The organism is Mesorhizobium bavaricum, from assembly GCF_056781655.1.
Genome location: NZ_CM165566.1, coordinates 3126455 through 3143725 on the forward strand (window position 1 = coordinate 3126455; position 17271 = coordinate 3143725).

Annotated in this window: 14 protein-coding genes; 6 read left to right on the forward strand and 8 right to left on the reverse strand. The window is 64.8% G+C overall.

Going from position 1 to position 17271, the window contains the following annotated elements; translation table 11 throughout:
• Positions 1-13: 13 nt before the first annotated feature.
• The 3 genes from AC1RZR_RS15295 to AC1RZR_RS15305 form a co-directional block, all read right to left on the reverse strand.
• Entirely contained in the window at positions 14-841 is an 828-nt protein-coding gene (locus tag AC1RZR_RS15295; RefSeq protein ID WP_481828817.1) for a class II aldolase/adducin family protein, read from the reverse strand.
• Positions 842-1006: 165 nt separating this feature from the next.
• Entirely contained in the window at positions 1007-3646 is a 2640-nt protein-coding gene (locus AC1RZR_RS15300) for a bifunctional diguanylate cyclase/phosphodiesterase (protein ID WP_481828818.1), read from the reverse strand.
• 138 nt (positions 3647-3784) lie between these two features.
• Positions 3785-4678: a LysR family transcriptional regulator gene (locus AC1RZR_RS15305; protein WP_481828819.1), complete on the reverse strand. Its 894-nt coding sequence runs from the start codon at positions 4676-4678 to the stop codon at positions 3785-3787.
• Between the two features lie 103 nt (positions 4679-4781).
• Between AC1RZR_RS15305 and AC1RZR_RS15310 the strand changes: the two genes are divergently transcribed.
• The 3 genes from AC1RZR_RS15310 to AC1RZR_RS15320 are packed head-to-tail and all read left to right on the forward strand — an operon-like array spanning position 4782 to position 6686.
• Positions 4782-5540: an SDR family oxidoreductase gene (locus AC1RZR_RS15310; protein WP_477278463.1), complete on the forward strand. Its 759-nt coding sequence runs from the start codon at positions 4782-4784 to the stop codon at positions 5538-5540.
• Between the two features lie 7 nt (positions 5541-5547).
• Positions 5548-6444 (forward strand): SDR family oxidoreductase, encoded by an 897-nt coding sequence (locus AC1RZR_RS15315; protein WP_477278650.1) that lies wholly within the window; start codon positions 5548-5550, stop codon positions 6442-6444.
• 29 nt (positions 6445-6473) lie between these two features.
• A complete protein-coding gene (locus tag AC1RZR_RS15320; RefSeq protein ID WP_477278464.1) occupies positions 6474-6686 on the forward strand; it encodes a tautomerase family protein in 213 nt (70 codons plus the stop codon).
• A 126-nt stretch (positions 6687-6812) separates the two neighbouring features.
• Here AC1RZR_RS15320 and AC1RZR_RS15325 read toward each other — a convergent pair whose 3' ends face one another.
• From AC1RZR_RS15325 to AC1RZR_RS15340, 4 genes are all read right to left on the reverse strand, one after another.
• The gene (locus AC1RZR_RS15325; protein WP_477278465.1) at positions 6813-7706 is read right to left on the reverse strand and encodes a hypothetical protein; all 894 of its coding nucleotides are present in this window, start codon (positions 7704-7706) and stop codon (positions 6813-6815) included.
• Between the two features lie 122 nt (positions 7707-7828).
• Entirely contained in the window at positions 7829-9490 is a 1662-nt protein-coding gene (locus tag AC1RZR_RS15330) for an acyl-CoA synthetase (protein ID WP_481828820.1), read from the reverse strand.
• A gap of 193 nt (positions 9491-9683) precedes the next feature.
• Positions 9684-10826, reverse strand: a complete 1143-nt coding sequence (locus AC1RZR_RS15335; RefSeq protein ID WP_481828821.1) for an NAD(P)/FAD-dependent oxidoreductase — start codon at positions 10824-10826, stop codon at positions 9684-9686.
• 117 nt (positions 10827-10943) lie between these two features.
• Positions 10944-11609: a peroxiredoxin gene (locus tag AC1RZR_RS15340; RefSeq protein WP_481828822.1), complete on the reverse strand. Its 666-nt coding sequence runs from the start codon at positions 11607-11609 to the stop codon at positions 10944-10946.
• 137 nt (positions 11610-11746) lie between these two features.
• Between AC1RZR_RS15340 and AC1RZR_RS15345 the strand changes: the two genes are divergently transcribed.
• On the forward strand, positions 11747-13450 hold the full coding sequence (locus AC1RZR_RS15345; protein WP_481828823.1) for an AfsR/SARP family transcriptional regulator: 1704 nt from the start codon (positions 11747-11749) through the stop codon (positions 13448-13450).
• 105 nt (positions 13451-13555) lie between these two features.
• Positions 13556-15127: a serine hydrolase gene (locus AC1RZR_RS15350; RefSeq protein WP_481828824.1), complete on the forward strand. Its 1572-nt coding sequence runs from the start codon at positions 13556-13558 to the stop codon at positions 15125-15127.
• Between the two features lie 12 nt (positions 15128-15139).
• On the opposite strand, the gene AC1RZR_RS15355 is transcribed toward AC1RZR_RS15350, so the two are convergent.
• Positions 15140-15358 carry a hypothetical protein gene (locus AC1RZR_RS15355; protein WP_481828825.1) on the reverse strand — a complete coding sequence of 73 codons (219 nt, stop codon included), beginning with the start codon at positions 15356-15358 and terminating at the stop codon, positions 15140-15142.
• A 142-nt stretch (positions 15359-15500) separates the two neighbouring features.
• Between AC1RZR_RS15355 and AC1RZR_RS15360 the strand changes: the two genes are divergently transcribed.
• Positions 15501-16994, forward strand: a complete 1494-nt coding sequence (locus tag AC1RZR_RS15360) for a winged helix-turn-helix domain-containing tetratricopeptide repeat protein (RefSeq protein WP_481828826.1) — start codon at positions 15501-15503, stop codon at positions 16992-16994.
• The last annotated feature ends 277 nt before the right edge of the window (positions 16995-17271 follow it).

A 17271-nucleotide genomic window follows, 5' to 3' on the forward strand; every position in this document is an offset into this window, starting at 1 on the left:
ACCACGCGCGGACCTATCCAAGCAGATCCGGCTGTTGCCTGAGGATGCGGTCGCAGAGCGGTTGGCATTGAAACCAGCCGGCCAGGGGCGTGCCGTTCACCGCGCGGGTGGCACGGGCATTTTCCGGGTCGACCTGCAGTGGCGTCCCGACGCTTTCGGCGAGGAACTGCGCCTGACAGCAGCGTTCCATCGAGATGAACCACCAGACGGCTTCGTCGACGGTCTGGCCAACCGTGAGCAGACCGTGATTGCGCAGGATCGCCGCCTTGCGAGCACCAAGGCACTCGGCGATGCGTGCGGCTTCGCTCGCCTCGGTGACCAGCACCCGCGTGTCGTCGAAGAAGACGTGATCCTCATAGAACGCGCAGGCGTCCTGCGTGATGGGGTCGAGCAACCGGCCCACCGCCGACCATGCCTTGCCGTAGATGGAGTGGGTGTGCGCGGCCGCAACGACATCCGGGCGCGCCGCGTGGACCTGATGATGAATGGCGAACGCGGCCACATTGACAGGCATCGTGCCCTCGACCACGTCGCCCGCGCTGTCGACCCGAATGAGGTCCGAGACGGTAATGTGCGCGAAATGCATGCCGAACGGATTGACCCAAAACGTGTCGGTGAATTCCGGGTCACGTGCCGTGATATGCCCGGCGACGCCTTCGCTGAAACCCAGCGCCGCGAATATGCGGAAGCCGGCGGCAAGCCTTTCCTTTCGGTGTTGCCGCTCCTGTTCGAGGTCTTCGAAGCGCGATGGCCCCCGCCTTTTGAAAAGGGGTTCATAGGCCGCCTGCTTGCTGACGGCCAAATCGCTTTCGGTGTCTGGAATTGACGTGACGACGTTCATTGCTCCCTCTTGGGGTTCCATGCCGTCGGCATGACGGCAGGCCTCACACTGGGGGAGCTTCGGGCCGGAGTCTCAAAGGCTACAGCAATTGTTCCGAATTCTTCCGAATAGGTGCGAAACACTCCAATGTCGCGGCCATGTCGCGAGGGTAGGGGCGCCTGGCCGCTACCCGGCCGCCAGCCATTTGCGCGACTGGGCGAAGGTCTTGAAGGCCTTCGCCTCCATCGGGCGGCCGAAAAAGTAGCCTTGCAGGATATCGCAGCCAAGCTCTTTGAGGATGCGCGCGTGCTCCATCGTCTCCACGCCCTCGGCAACCACTTCGATGCCGAGCGACTTGCCGATCTCGATGATCGACGACACCAGATGTCGCTGCGCTGTCGAGCCGGTGATGGGCGTGACCAGTTGGCGGTCGATCTTGAGGCGACGCGGCCGCAGCTTGAGCAGGGAGACGATCGAGGCATAGCCGGTGCCAAAATCATCGATCTCGATGTCGATGCCGAGTTCCTTGATGTGCTCGATGTTCCAGGTGACCAGATCATCGTTCTCGTCGAGGAAGATGGACTCCACCAGCTCGAACGACACGGTTCCTTCCTTGATGGCGAGCTGGCGCAGACCCTTGATGAGGTCCTTGTCCTCCAGGCGCCTGGCCGAGACGTTGACCGAGACGCGGGGGATATTGAGATGGCTGCGCGACCAGCGCTCGAAATTCTCCAACGCCTCCTTGAGGACGATGCGGTCGATCAGCGATACGACATTGAGCTCTTCGGCCACCTTGAGATAGGCGTCGGGGGCCAGGATGCCGCGGCGCGGATGCTTCCAGCGCGACAACGCTTCGACACCGACGATCTCGAGCGTCCTGGCGTCGAACTGCGGCTGAAAGTAAGCGATGAATTCGTTCCGCTCCAGCCCACCCAGGATCTCATCGGCGATCTGCTTGGTCCGCACGATCTCGCTCTGGAGCTCTTCGTTGAAGAACTCGTAGCGGTTGCGGCCACGGCCCTTCGCCCGGTAAAGCGCGAGATCGGCGTTGACGAGCAGCTGCTTTGCGTCGACGCCGCTGTTGGCGGCAATGCCGATGCTGACCCCGAACCGGCACTGATGGCCCCGATATTCGACAGGCTGGCGCATCTCCTCGATGATGCGGTCGGCGAGTGCCGAGAGCTCGTCGTCGTCACGCCCATGGCTCACCACGACGAACTCGTCGCCACCGATGCGCGCAACGAAATCGGCAGAACCGGCATTGGCCGTGATGACTTTCGAGGCATGCATCAGCATGGCGTCGCCCGCTGCGTGGCCGAGCGTGTCGTTGATCTGCTTGAAGCGGTCGAGGTCGAGATGCAGCAGCGCCATGCGCTCGTGTTGGTCGGTTTCGGCCAGCATCTCGTCGAGATAGCGCCGGTTGGGCAGGCCGGTCAGCGAATCGTGCAGCGCCACATGCTCGATATGCGCCTTGGCGAGCTTCAGTTCGGCGTTCTTCGATTCCGACAGCTGGCGCTCGCGAATGAGGTTCTCGTTGAGCAGCACGTCGCTGGTTACGTCCCATTCGGCGCCGATCAGCTTGGGCGTGCCGCTGATGTCCTGGAAGAAGCTTGCGCGCGTGCGCACATGACGGACAGCGCCGTCGGGGCGCAGGAGCCGGTATTGTGAGAAGTAGGGGCCTTTTGTCGCCGCGGCCGAATCGAAGTCCTGCCTTGCCCGCTCGATGTCCTCGGGGTGGATCGCCTGCGCCCAGTCGGCATAGCCGCGCGGCTTGCCGTCGGCCGGCTTGCCGTAGATTTCGTTGACGCGGTCGTCCCACAGCAGTTCGTTGCTGGCGAGATCGTGCTCCCAGACGCCGATGCCCGAGGCTTCCAGCGCCAGCTCCAGGCGACCGGACAGGCGCCTCAACTCGGCGTAGTTCTGTTGCCGTTCGCCGAACAGGCGCCCGGCCACCAGGATCGGCAGCACCACCAGCGCGCCGGCAAGTGCCATGAGCGCCCGCAAGGTCCACTCATTTTTCGGAGCCGGCCAGCCACCCTTGGGGATGGCCGAGATCTGCCAGGAGCCTGAAGGCAATTGCACATCGGCCGACACGGGATTGCCGGCGACGACATTGCCGTTGCCGAAGAAACGTTCGCCGCCGCCGCCCAGCGCATCCTTGCCGGTGAGCGCGACATCGATGTCGAGATCGGGGTCGGCCAGTCCGCTCGCCGCGTAGAGCCGGTCGACGTCGACCACCGCCGAGACGATGCCCCAGAAGCGGTCGCCGCCGCCCGCTGTCGGCACGAAGACCGGGATGCGGCCGATGAAGCCGCGCCCGCCTTGCGCCAGCTTGACCGGTCCGGCAAATACCAGCGCGCGCTGATCGCGCGCCCGAAGCGCAGCCAGGCGTTGCTCCTCGTTCTTGCGGTAATCGAGCCCGATTGCCTTCTCGTTGCCCTCCATCGGGAACATCAGCGAGATAACGAGGTCTGGTGCGCCGGCGATGTTGTGCAACTGCGATTTCTGCTCGAACAGATTGCCTGCGAGCGATGCAAATCTCTGCTGGCCCATGTAGGGCTCTGTAACGATGGCTGAGACGAGCCCCTGAACAAGCTGAAGATTGCCGTTTATGTTGCCTTCCAGCTTGGCGCGGATGACGTTGACCTTGGCCAGCACATCAGCGCGCGCCAGCTGATCGGAAACCCTTCTGTTCTGCTGGTCGGCAATGACGGCGCAGACCATGAGCACAACAAAAGCAATCGCCGCCGGCAAGTTGGCGGAGGAAAAAACGGCCTGCCTCACGCGGCCGAGACTGAATCCCGTTGTGGCCAATTCGACCTGCATACCTTTCCTGGACAATAGCCCGCCAGCCGATCGTAGTAGCAAACGCTTAAATTTAACCTTCCATGCCAGAAAAGAAATTTCTATACCGGGCGTGGATGGATTGGAACGGCTCAGGCTGTGCTCAACCGAGGCCGGGCGCTACAGGTTCGCCTCGGCGAAGATGCGCGACGCCCAGTCGAGAAAGACGCGAAGCCGCGGCGAGAGCTGCCTGTTCTGCGGGTAAAGTGCCGACAGCGGCGTCGGCGAGGGCGGGTAGCCGGCCAGCACCTCGACGAGCGTCCCGTCGGCAAGGTCCTTCTCGAAGCGATAGCGCGGCGCCTGGATGAGGCCGAGCCCAAGCCGCGCCAGGTCGGCGGCGGTGTCCGAATTGTTGGCCGCCACGCGGCCCGGCAGCCTGACCTCGCGAGTCTTGGCGCCGACGGTGAATTCGAACGGAAGGGTCTCGCCGGTGCGCGACGAGACGAACCCCACCGCCTCATGGCCATCGAGCGCATCGGGGGAGGCCGGCGTGCCGTGCCGTTCGAGATAGGCGGGGCTGGCGCAGGTGATCTCGCGGACCATCGCCAGCCGCCGCATGATCATGCCGCTGTCGGGCGGTTCGCCGACGCGGATCACGCAGTCGACGCCCTCGCGCACGAGATCGACCAGCCGGTCGCTCTGGCCGATCTGCAGGTCGATGCGGGGATAGCGGGCAAGAAACTCCGGCAGGCGCGGCAAAAGGAATGTGCGGGTAAGCAGTGTGCTGGCGTCGATGCGCAGCAGCCCGTAGGGCTCGGCATTGCGGAAAGCGGCCTCGGCGTCCTCGATTTCGGCAAGGATCGACAGGCAGCGCCGGTAATAGGCTTCGCCGTCCTGGGTGGCGTTCACCTGCCGTGTCGTTCGCTCGAGCAGGCGCGCCCCGAGATGCTCTTCCAGCCGCCTTATCGCTTCCGTCGCGGTCGAACGCGGCAGGGCGAGATCGGCGGCAGCAGCGGTGAAGCTGCGCCGCTCCAGGACGCGAACGAAGAGCCGCATGGTGTCCAGACGATCCATGCTCGTTGTTCGCAGTTTCCGAATAGTGATGTCAATAGGCGGCTGATTATCCGGAAGATCGCTTGGCCTATATCTGCGTCACCAACAACACGGAGACACGTCCATGGCAAATCAGCAGACAAGTACGGGCAATCAAACCAGAGCCGCGATCGTGACCGGCGCCTCCAAGGGCATCGGTGCCGCCATCGCACAGCGGCTCGCCCGCGACGGCGTCGCCGTCGTCGTCAACTATGCAAGGGGACGCGCGGAGGCCGAAGAGCTTGTGCGTGCGATCGAAGCCGGCGGCGGCAAGGCGATCGCCGTGCAGGCCGATATCGCCGATCCGGCCGGCATCGCCGCGCTGTTCGACGCCGGCGAGAAGGCATTTGGCGGCATCGACATTCTCGTCAACAATGCCGGCATCATGAAGACGGCGCCGATCGTGCAGACCGACGACGCGTCTTTCGATACGCAAATCGCGATCAATCTCGGCGGCGTGTTCCGCGGCATGCGGGAAGGCGCGCGCCGGCTTCGCGACGGCGGCCGCATCATCAATTTCTCGAGCAGCGTCGTCGGGCTCTATCAGCCGGGTTACGGCGTCTATGCCGCCACCAAGGCGGGCGTCGAGGCGATGACGCACATCCTGGCCAAGGAGCTTGGCGCGCGCCGTGTCACCGTCAATGCGGTGGCGCCGGGGCCGATCGAGACCGCCCTGTTCACGGACGGCAAGAGCGAGGCGCAGATCGAGGCCATCGGCAAGATGATCCCGCTCGGCCGGCTCGGCCAGCCCGACGACATTGCCGGGCTGGTGTCGTTCCTGGCCGGGCCGGACAGCGGCTGGGTCAACGGGCAAATCATCCGCGCCAATGGCGGCGTGGTCTGAGGAGACAATCATGCAACAGACAATTCTGATCACAGGTGCCTCCAGCGGCTTCGGCGCAATGACGGCGCGGGCGCTGGCGAAAGCTGGCCACACGGTCTATGCCTCGATGCGCGACCCGGCGGCGCGCGGCGGTGTTGCGGCAGCCGAAATCGAGAAGTTCGCCCGCGACGAGGGCGTGGCGCTCAAGGCCATCGCGCTCGATGTCACCTCGGACGCTTCGGCCGAGACGGCGGTCCGGCTGATCCTCAGCGAGGCCGGCCAGCTCGACGTGCTCATCCACAATGCCGGGCACATGGGGTTTGGACCGACCGAGGCATTCGCGCCCGAACAGCTGGCACAGCTCTATGACGTCAACGTCGTCGGCACCCAGCGTGTCAACCGGGCGGCCTTGCCGCATATGCGCTCTCTTGGCCGGGGCCAGATGATCTGGGTCGGTTCGAGCAGCACGCGTGGCGGAACCCCGCCCTTCCTTGCGGCCTATTTCGCGGCCAAGGCCGGCATGGATGCGCTGGCGCAGAGCTATGCGCTGGAACTTGCCCGCTTCGGCATCGAGACGACCATCGTCGTGCCGGGCGCCTTCACCAAGGGCACCGAGCATTTTCACCATGCCGCGGCGCCCGCGGATGCGGAGCGCGCCGCGCTCTACTGGTCCGGGCCCTACGCCGGGGTCGATGATCGGGTGCTGAAGGGACTGGCCGCGCTTGAGCCGGCTAACGCCGATCCGGCTGATATCGCGGCGGCCATCGTCGACCTCGTCGCGATGCCGCACGGAAGGCGCCCGCTGCGCGTCCACATCGACCCCTCGGACGATGGCGCGACGATCGTCAATGGCGTTGCCGATCGCGTCCGCGCGCAACTCATGGAACGGATCGGCCTTGCCGACCTGCTCCATCCCACTGCCTGACATCAACTTCGAGAGCAAAGGAAACGATCATGCCATTCGCCAACATCAAGATGCCGCAGGCGGCTCTGTCCAAGGCGCAGAAGGAAGACCTCATCCATCGAACGACCGCGATGTTCGTCGACTTCTTCGGCGAAGCCGCAAGGCCCTACACGATGGTGCTGGTGGAGGAAGTCGCCGACGGCGGCTATGGCCGGGCCGACGAAGTGTTCGTCGTCCCGGAAGCCTATCGCGCCAAGGACTAGCGCCTGACCGAGCCTTGCCTCGCCGAGCCACCCTGCCGAGGCAAGGTCGGCGCAGCACGACGACTGGCGCACTGGGCCGGAAGCAACCGGCTGAGGAGGCGCGGCGCCGATGCGCCGGGAGGAGGCCTACTTGCCGGCCATGTGGTCGGCAAGCTCCTGGGCTTGGGCGAGAAGTGCCGGGAAGACCGCCTCGCCTGGCAGGTGCTCGCCCATGCAGGCGCGATAGTCGGCATCACCTTTTTCCCAGGCGGCATTGCCGGCATCATACGACTCTTGGTCCTTGAGATCCGAGGCCTGGTAGGCCTCCTGGAATTTCTGGGCGGCGGCGTCCGCCGAGGCCCACAGGGCGTCGCAGGCCGCGATCTTCGGAACAGGCGGTGCCGCGGGCGCCGAGGCGATCATGACGCTGTTGCCCTTGACGATGGTGACGATGACCTGCTGGTCGGGGTTCGGTCCGATGTCCTGCGCCCAGCCGCCGAGCCGTGCAAGGGCGATGTCGGCGCCTTCAGGTTTCTTCAGCGGAAAGTCGAGCGTCCCCGTGAACGCGGCGTCGCTGTTGATGGCCTGGGTGTAGAAGGCATCGAGCTTCAGCGCCGCATCGATGCCGGCGGGCAGTCTGAAGCTCGCGTCCATCTCGGCGGCTCTCGACTGGAGCCAGCGCTCGAGCAGCCCCCGCGTCGTTGCCACGAGGCTCGGGCCGTCGTCACCTTTGGCATATCGCAATCCGTCGAGCATGCCGAAGCCGATATCGGAGTCGCTCAGGCTTTCGATATTGATCGTGCCGGTCGCCGGAAAACCCGCAACCGCCAGCGGGCCGAGAATGGCGGACAGACGCTTTTCGAGATCGGCCAGCGCCTTCGTCCCGGCGGCATCGAGCGTTTCAACAGGTTCGTTCGCGCTTTCCATTGCCGCGATAGCGGAAATCGCCTTGTCGCGTGCGGCGATATAGTCGTCCTCGGGCGAGGCCGCGAAAGCCGTGCCGGTCGCGAGCGCGAAGATGATGGTCCACACCAACCGCATGACATACCCCAAATTTCGGTCTTATCCGGAAGACAATGCGCAACGAGCATGTTGAAAAAAAGATCAGGCTTCGGAGAAACACAGGGAGCGCGGCGCAGCCTTGGCGCCGTGTCCTCCCTGCATCAGTCCCGTTTGCGCTTCTCCACCTCGGCCTTCCTCAGCAAGAACCGCTGGATCTTGCCGCTCGGCGTTTTCGGCAGTTCGCTGACGAAATCGATTTCGCGCGGATAGGCGTGGGCCGAGAGCCGCTTCCTGACATGCTGCGCCAGTTCCTCGGCGAGTTCCGGGCTGCCGCGAAACGAAGATGCCAGGATGACGAAAGCCTTGACGATTTCGGTGCGCTGCGGATCGGGCACGCCGACGACGGCCGCCTCGTTGACCGCGGGATGCTCGATCAGCGCGCTTTCGACATCGAACGGCCCGATGCGATAGCCGGCCGAGGTGATGACGTCGTCGGCGCGGCCGATGAAGCTGACCGAGCCGTCCGGCTCGAACTCGACCGTGTCGCCGCTGCGGTAATAGCCGCCCGAAATCGCGGGGGTTTCCGCCTGGTGGTAGCCGTCGAACCAGCGCAGCGGCGAGTTGGCGATGTCGACGGCGAGGATGCCGGGCTGGTTGGGGCCAAGCTCCTGGCCCGCCTCGTCCAGCACGACGATGCGGTAGCCCGGCATGGCAAAGCCGGCCGAGCCCGGGCGCACCGGGTGCGACAGGCCGTGATGGTTGTTGACCATCATGCCGTTCTCGGTCTGGCCGTAATGGTCATGGATCGGCACGCCGAGATGGGCGTCGAACCAGCGGATCACTCCCGGGTTGAGCGGTTCGCCGGCGCTGCTCACCACACGCAGCCGGCCCTTGATGCGGGCAGCGGCCTGCGGCCCTTCGGCCAGCAGCAGGCGGAAGGCGGTCGGCGACCCGGCAAGGCTGGTGACGCCGAGGCGCTCGATGAGGTCGTAGGTGCTTTTGGCGGTGAAGGCGCTCTCGTTGAAGGTCGTCGCGATGCCGAGCAGCAAGGGGCCAGTGATGGCGTAGTAGAGGCCGTAGGCCCAGCCCGGATCGGCAATGTTCCAGAAGACGTCGTCTTGGGTGAGCCCGATGGCATCGCGCATATAGGCGCCGAAGGCCAGCAGCGCGCGCAGCGGCACCGGCACGCCCTTGGGCAGGCCGGTCGTGCCCGAGGTCGACATCATCATGAACAGGTCGTCGCCCCTGCGCAGCACCGGCTCGCAGATTGTCGAGGCGGCAGCCAGCGCAGCGCGGAAATCGATGTCGCCGGCCGGCAAGGCTTCGCCCTGGCCAAGGATGGTCGCGGCGCGAGGGCAGTCCCCGACCTCGTCGAGCTTGCCGCGATTGGCCATGTTGGTGACGACGAGCTTGGCGCCGCTGGTCTTCAGCCGATGGTCGATGGCCTTTGGGCCGAAGGCGGTGAACAGCGGCTGATAGACCGCGCCAATGCGCCAGGTGCCGAGGATGAGCGCCACCAGTTCGGGAATGCGCGGCAGCATGCCGGCGACGACATCGCCGGGGCCGACGCCGGCTTCCTTCAGCATGGTGGCGACGCGGGCCGACATGTCGGCGAGATCGTCGAAGGAGAATTCCTTGAGCTCACCGCTGGCGGAGATGGCGCGCAGCGCCAGCCGGTTCTCGCCTGTGTAGCGGCCACAGCATTCGACATAGGCATTGATGCCGGTCGAAGGGTCGCCGTGAAGGCGCGCGACTTCATCCTCGATGTGAAAGCGCTGAACGGCATCCACGTACCGCGGCAAGCCGGCCGAAGTTTCACCCATCGCAGCATCCCTCCGTGGCGGTGTCCTCGTGGACCACCGTCATGCCGACAGGATAGCCAAGATTGCAGTCCCGGTCGACGAGGTGATCGCCGCGAGGCCTTGGCACAAACAGGGTAGGGGCTCGCCTGCGCGCCTCGCGCAGCAGGATCGCGCCGGGGGTACCGGGCCCCCGAGCGCTCTCGATGCTCCGGCCTCAGAGGCCGAACCAGCGCGAGCGCCGGCTCGATCCAAAAGTCTCCTTGTCGGCGCGCAGCGCCACCGAGGGTTCGTAGTAGGTGCCGGTTGGAGCTGGACCCGAGAAGAAATCGACCTCGACCTTGCCGATGCGGCCGCCGCCGAACTCGATATAGCAGGTGCCGAAGCCGTCATAGAGCGAGCCGCTGCCGCTCTGGCGCAGTTTTGCGATGAGCCCGCTGGCAACGGCGCGCGCCGCACCCTCGGCGAACACGCCGGCCTTGGGCGTGCCGGTGTTGGCGCCGTCGCCGACGGCGTAGACGTTCTCGTATTTTGTTTCGAGCGTACGTGGGTTGACCGGGATCCAGCCGTTCTCGGCCATGCCGCTCTCCAGCACCACTGGCGGCACGCGATGCTTGGGAACACCGAGGAAGAGATCGAACGGCATTTCCGTGCCGTCGTCGAGCACCGCAACATTGCGGGCATTGTCGACGGAGGCGACGCGCCTGGTGGGGACGAACTTGATGCCGCGTTCGGCAAAGGCCGCCAGCAGCGCTCGCGAGGTGTCGGGCGAGGGTGGTACCGGGCTGCCCAGCGGCAGCACCAGGGCGATCTCGCAGGCCTCGCGCACGCCCTGCCTGACGAGATAGTCATGCAGCATCAGCACGCATTCGCTGGGCGCCGGCGGGCACTTGTAGGGCGCCCCGCAGACGCCGACCATCGCCTTGCCTTTCCTGAAGGTCGGCAGCACGTCGCGCAGCCGCTCCGCCCCCGCCACGGTGTAGAACTCGTTGGTTCCCGAAAGCCCTGGCGTGGCGTCGAAATCATATTCGGCACCCAGCGCGACGACGAGGTGGTCGGCGTCGAACACGCCGTCATTGGTGGTCACCCGGCGCCTTTCGGGGTCGATCGAGGTTATCGTGCGCTTCAGCATCCTGACGCCTGGCTTGGCGTAGCTTTTGTAGGGCAGGCGCACGGCCTGCGGCGTCTTCAGGCCGAACATCACGTCCAGCTTTGAAAAGCCGAACACGAAGGAATCGCTCCGGTCGATCAGCGTCACGTCGATGCTGTCGCCCATCGCTTCGGAAAGCAGCGTCGTCAGTTCCAGGCCGCCGAAACCGGCTCCCAGCACGACGATACGCGGTTTGCTTGCAGTGTTCATCTTTGTTCCCCACCAATATTTCCTGGTTGACCGATCATTCCCGTCGTGGCGGCGGGGACTTCCCGTGTCCTCGCCGCCAAAGTGTTGGCCGTCCAAGTCCTCGTCGTTTGGCCGATGTCAGGTCAGGACTGGCTGCGGCACGATGCGGATGTAAGGCTTCGGCTCCTTCCAGCCTTGCGGGTAGAGTTGCTTGGCTTCGTCGTTCGACACCGATCCCGCGATGATGACGTCGTCGCCCGGCTTCCAGTTGACCGGCGTCGCCAGGCGGTGCTTGGCCGTCAGTTGCAGGGAGTCGACCACGCGCAGCACCTCGTCGAAGTTGCGGCCCGTCGTCATCGGGTAGGATATCACCAGCTTGATCTTCTTGTCCGGGCCAATGACATAGACGTTGCGTACCGTCTGGTTGTCGGCGGCGGTGCGCCCGTCGGCGCTGTTGCCGGCCGACGCCGGCAACATGTCGTAGAGTTGCGAGATGGCGAGCGTCGGGTCGCCGATCATCGGGAAGTTCGGCGCCATGCCTTGCGTCTCGGCGATGTCCTTGGCCCAGCCGGCGTGCTTTTCGGCCGGGTCGACGGAGAGGCCGATGACCTTGACGCCGCGCTTGTCGAACTCGGGCTTGAGGCGCGCCATATAGCCGAGTTCGGTCGTGCACACCGGCGTGTAGTCCTTGGGGTGGGAGAACAGGATGCCCCAGCCCTTGCCCAGCCATTCGTGGAAGCTGATCGTGCCTTCGGTGGTGTCGGCGGTGAAGTCGGGGGCGATGTCTGCGATACGGAGTGACATGGTTGCTTTCCTTTCCGGTTGGAATTCGATTGCGAGGGCAAATTAGGAAATCTATGTTCCGCCAGCGTTCCCCAACGCTCCCTGGCTGGTGACGGCTTCTGGCGCCGCCATGGCCGGGCTTTCCTGATGGTGCCTGCATGCGCGTTTCGATCCTTCTGCTCGGCCGCTTCGCCGTCAGCGTCGATGGCCGCCCGATCCCGGCGGCCGACTGGCGGCGCGACCGTGCGTCGGCCCTGGTCAAGCTGCTGGCGCTCAGGTCTGGCCATCGCATCCACCGCGAGCAGGCCATGGAAATTTTCTGGCCCGATGCCGATCCCGAGGCGGCCGGCGCCAATCTGCGCAAGGCCATTCATTTCGCGCGCCGCGCGCTTGGGGGCCACGACCTGATCGAGGTGAGCAACGATATCGTCTCGCTTGCCCCGCATGCCGAGCTCGAGATCGACGCCGAAAGCTTCGAGGCCGCCGCCAAGGCGGCGCTGCGCGGAAGTGACAGGAGCGCCTATGAGCGCGCCGCCGACCTCTATGGTGGCAGGCTTTTGCCGGACGATCTTTTCGTCGAGTGGCTCGACACGCCGCGCGCGCAATTGCAGCAGCGCTACAGCGACCTCTTGCGCGCCGGCGGCCTGTGGCAGCGCCTGATCGCGCTCGACCCCGCCGACGAGCAGGCCCAATGCGCGCTGATGCAGGCGGCACTCGATGCCGGCAACCGCGTCGAGGCCATCCGCCAGTTCAACCAGCTGCGCGACAACCTGCACGCCGAACTCGGCGTCGGGCCGAGTGCGGCGACCATTGCCCTTTACGAGAAGGCGCTGGCACTCTCCGGCGCCGAGACCGTCAGCCTGTCGGAGCGCATCCGCACTTCGCTTGCCTGGGGTCTGGTGCATCTGCAAAGCGGCGAGTTCGACAAGGCAAGCGAGATCGCCAGGCACACCCGCGACCTGGCGCTCGGCGCCGATCTGCCGCGCGAAGTCGGCGAGGCGAGCGCGCTGCTCGGCCTCGCCTCGATGATGCGGGCGCAGTGGCCGCAACTGTTCCGTTCCGAATTCATCGAATGGGTTCGCGCCAAGCCGGCCTTTGTGCAGCATGTCTTCGATGGCCACCTTTGCCTGTCCGAATTCTGCCTGTGCAGCGCCTCGGGCCATGCCGAAGTTGCAGGCCTTGCCCGCGAGCTGCTCACTGTGGCCGAGGAGGCCGGATCGAATGCCGGCCGCGGGCTTGCCTGCCTGCTTCTGGGCGAGGCGGCGCTGTTCTCGGGCGACCTCGACGAGGCCGAGCGCCATCTGACCGAGGGCGAGCGGCTGTTGCTTGAGGCGGACGCGGTGGCCGGCCGCGTGCTCGCCATAGAGCGGCTGGCCGAGATCGCACTGGAGCGCGGCCAGAAATGGCGCGCCAGCCGGCTCATCCAGCGCGGTCTCACCGACGCCGAACGCTCATGGCTGTCGCCGCACCTGATCATGCGCATGCAGGCGCTGGCCGTGCGGGCGGCGGCGACACCCAAGATGGTGGCGCAGGAGATCCTCGCCGGCGACCGGCTGTTGACCCACGGCGCCTGCCAGCCCTGTTCGATGGCGCTGCGTACGGCCTCTGCGATCGCGCTCGCCGAGGCGGGCGAACTGGACCAGGTCGACCGCCGCCTGAACGACGCCGAGCGCATCGCCGGCATGTGGCATGGCGGCCCCTGGGCGGCCGCCCTTTGGGAAGCGCGCGGTGTGCAGCGGCGGGCGCAGAACCACGAGATCCGCGCGCTCGCCGCCTTCGACGAGGCGGCCTCACGCTATCAGGAACTCGGCCGCCCGCGCGACCAGGCCCGCTGCATGGCCCGCATGGGCCCCGAGGGCTGACGGCAGGGCCGGATTTCCTCGCCCCATGACGGATGGCGCGTGGGCTGGCCTCACCCGCGCGGGCCTGTATGATCGCAAGGTGAATGCATGGGAGGAGGCTGGCGCATGCGTCTGGATCGGAATCTCTGTCATTGGTGGATTCGGCATCGGTGGATTTGGGCCTTCACCGCCGCCATGGTGCTTTGGCCGCAGGCGGCGCCGGCCGACGGCATCACGCCGGAGCGGATCACTGCGGCCCTGTCCAAGCTTGAAGCGCTTGCCGAAGCCGCCGTCGCGGACGGTGCCGTACCCGGTCTCGCCATCGCCGTCGTGCACGATGACGAGGTGATCTTCCTGAAGGGTTTCGGGCATCGCGAGGCCGGCAAGCCTGAGGCCGTCGACGCCGACACGGTGTTCCAGATCGCCTCGCTTTCCAAGCCGGTCTCCGCCACCGTCGTGGCGGCGCTGGTCAGCGACGGGATCGTGTCCTGGGATTCGAAGATCGCCGACCTCGATCCGGCCTTCCGGCTGGCCGATCCCTATCCGACCAGTCAGCTTACCGTCCGCGACCTGTTTTCGCACCGCAGCGGGCTTCCGGGCACCGCCGGAGACGACCTCGAGGACATTGGCTACGACCGCGCCGAGATCCTGCATCGCCTGCGGTACGTGCCGCCATCGTCGAGCTTTCGCGCCGGCTACTCCTACAGCAATTTCGGACTGACAGAAGGTGCCGTGGCGGCCGCGACGCCGACAGGCAAGCCGTGGGAGGAGGTCGCCGAGGAAAAGCTCTACCGTCCGCTTGGCATGGCCTCGACCAGTTCCCGCCATTCGGATTTCATCAAGCACACCAACCGCGCCGCGCTTCACGTCAAGATCGATGGCGCCTGGGCCGCTGAGATAGAGCGCGATCCGGATGCGCAGGCGCCCGCCGGCGGTGTCAGCTCCACGGCTCGTGATCTCTCGCAATGGGTGCGCCTCATCATCGGCAACGGCGTCTATGCCGGCAAGACACTGATTGCCGCCGATGCGCTGGGTCAGACGCATGTGCCGCTGATGACGCGGGGCAAGAACCCCGTCTCCGGCGGCGAGTCCTTCTACGGCCTCGGCTGGAATGTCGAATTCGGCCGGCATGGCCTGAGCTGGGGCCATGCGGGCGCCTTCAGCGTCGGCGCACGTACGCTGGTGACAATCTTCCCGGAGAACAAGCTTGGCATCGTCATCGTCACCAACGCCTTTCCGACAGGCCTGCCGGAGGGGCTGTCCGACAGTTTCGCAGACCTCGTCTTCGACGGTACGGTCGGCAAGGATTGGGTCAAGGCATGGGATGGGATCTATGCAGGCCTGTTCGGCCCGGCGGTCCCGGCAGCGAAGGCCACCTATGCCGCGCCGCCGTCTCCAGCAAGGCCGGTCGGGCCGGCCAGTGCCTATGCCGGCCGCTACGCCAACGACTTTTTCGGCGACGCGGTCGTGTCGAAAGCGGGAGACGGCCTTGTGCTCAAGGTGGGCCCGGCCGGCGCCCGGTCCTATTCATTGACGCATTTCGACGGCGACCTGTTCCTGACCTTCCCGGATGCCGAGACGCCGGACAGGCCCACCGGCGTGAGCTTTGTCGTCGGCCCCGACGGCAAGGCATCGGCCGTGACCATCGGTTTTCTCGACGACAATCATCTCGGCACGCTGCGGCGGTTGGGCGACTAGGGGCTGAGCAGGTCACCAACTGGGATCCCGGCCTTCGAGATCATCGTCCGGGACGATCCGCGGTTGGCGACGAAGACTGGTGTAGGGGGCCTGGTAGGCCATTTTGAATGCGTCGCCCATCACAGCGCATATGGCGTTGAGCGTTGCGCCGATTGCAAGCCTCGGAAAGCTTAGCCGTGGCAGATTAAGGCGTCTGACGGTAGTCGGGGCAGTGGTGGAGATGTCAGCCATGGTGTCCTCCTGTGAGACTGAGAATGACACCGCTTCCCACTCAGGTCCTTGGTCAGGAGCTGAAGAGTCCTGAACAGCCCTGAAGTTCGCCTTCAGGGTCATCTTGGATTATCTTTGCCGGCGAGGGATGGGTTCTTGGCCGATGGACCTGGAGTTTGGGAACTATCGTTTGAAACGAGCCGAACGGCTGCTGCTGGGGCCGAAAGGGCCGGTGGAGCTTTCGGCTCGTTCCTTCGACATCCTCGCCATGTTGCTCGAGAGGCCGGACGAGGTGATCGGCAAGACCGAACTTTTCGATGCGGTCTGGCCCGGCGTGGTGGTGGAGGAGAACACGCTGCAGGTCCACATTTCGGCGCTGCGAAAGCTGCTGTCTGCCGAGATGATCGCAACCGTGCATGGTCGCGGCTATAAATATGCTGGTCCCAAGCCCTTCGCGGCTACGGCCGAGGCTACGGCGCCGTCCAGACCGTCCATCGTCATACTACCCTTCGACAACATGAGCGGCGACCCGGAGCAAGACTATTTTAGCGACGGGATTACCGAAGACATCATCGCCGAGCTTGGCAAGTTCAAGGAGTTTCTTGTCATTGCGCGGAACTCCTCCTTCCAGTTCCGCGGCAAGGCGAATGACCTGGCCGAGGTGGCAAAGAGACTTGGCGTCCAGTACGTCGTCGAAGGCAGCGTGCGGAAGATCGGCAACCGGGTGCGGATCGCCGTGCAACTGATCGATGCGTCCTCAATGGCTCATATCTGGGGCGAACACTACGACCGGGAACTCGACGACATTTTCGCCATCCAGGACGAAATCACCCAGATGATTGCGGCGCGTCTGGCACGGCAGGCCAGAACCGCGATTGCGTCGCGTGCCAGGGGCAGGCCGACCGTCAACATGTCCGCCTATGACTTTTACCTGCGGGCGCTGCAGCTGGCAGCAACCTATGACTATGACACGGTGCGCGAAGCTGAACCATTTCTGCGCCAGGCGGTAAAGCTCGATCCGCGGTTTGCTGCTGCCCACGCCTTGCTCAGCTTTGTCGAGACCCTCAAGTTCTTCTGGATCTACTACAATCCAGACGTTTTGCACTCCGGACTGAAGATCGCAAGAACTGCACTGCAGCTTGACCCCGACGAGGCCTATGGGCATCTCGCCACCGGTTTTGCTCACTTGTATCTGCGCCAATTCAGGCAGGCTGAAATCAGCCTTGACCGGGCAGTTGCCCTCAATCCGAACGATCCGTTCATTCTTAGTATCCGCGCGCTTCACCTGAACTACACAGATAGGCCTGATGAGGCGCTCGTCGAGATAAACGAAGCCCAGCGCCGCGACCCATACGCTGTGGGATGGTATGGAGACTTTCGCGGTATCATCCTGACCACGGCTGGACGATACCGCGAGGCAACGGCCTGCTACGCGAAAATGGTAACTGTACCACCGTGGTCGCTCGTTCGTCTTATCGTCTGCCATTCCGAACTGGGCGAAATCGAGCAAGCGCAGGACGTTCTGGCAAAGGTCAAGGCACATTACCCTGGACTAAGCCTTGACGAGATTGTCGATACGGAAGTGGACTTCTACAGGGATGCCGCCGTGTGCAGCCGTTACCGCGCGATCCTGCAGCGCGTTGACAATCAACAATAAGCTCTTCCGGGCCGGGGCCGCCGTGGGCTACCCATCGCTCAGATCGAGTGCTAGCGGCATCATCTCGGCACGCTGCGGCGCGTGGGTAACTAAGGGCTGACAGGGGCAACAACCGGCGGCCGATCGCACGTCTTGTGCCGCAGTTCATCGTTCCAGATGTACTTGCCCGATGAGGAATCGTCGCAAAGATCGATGCGATTGTTCACCTCAGCCCCGATGTTTGATCGATCAATCAACCTCAATTTATGCGGCCCGGGCCCAAAAGTGCGCAGCGGTT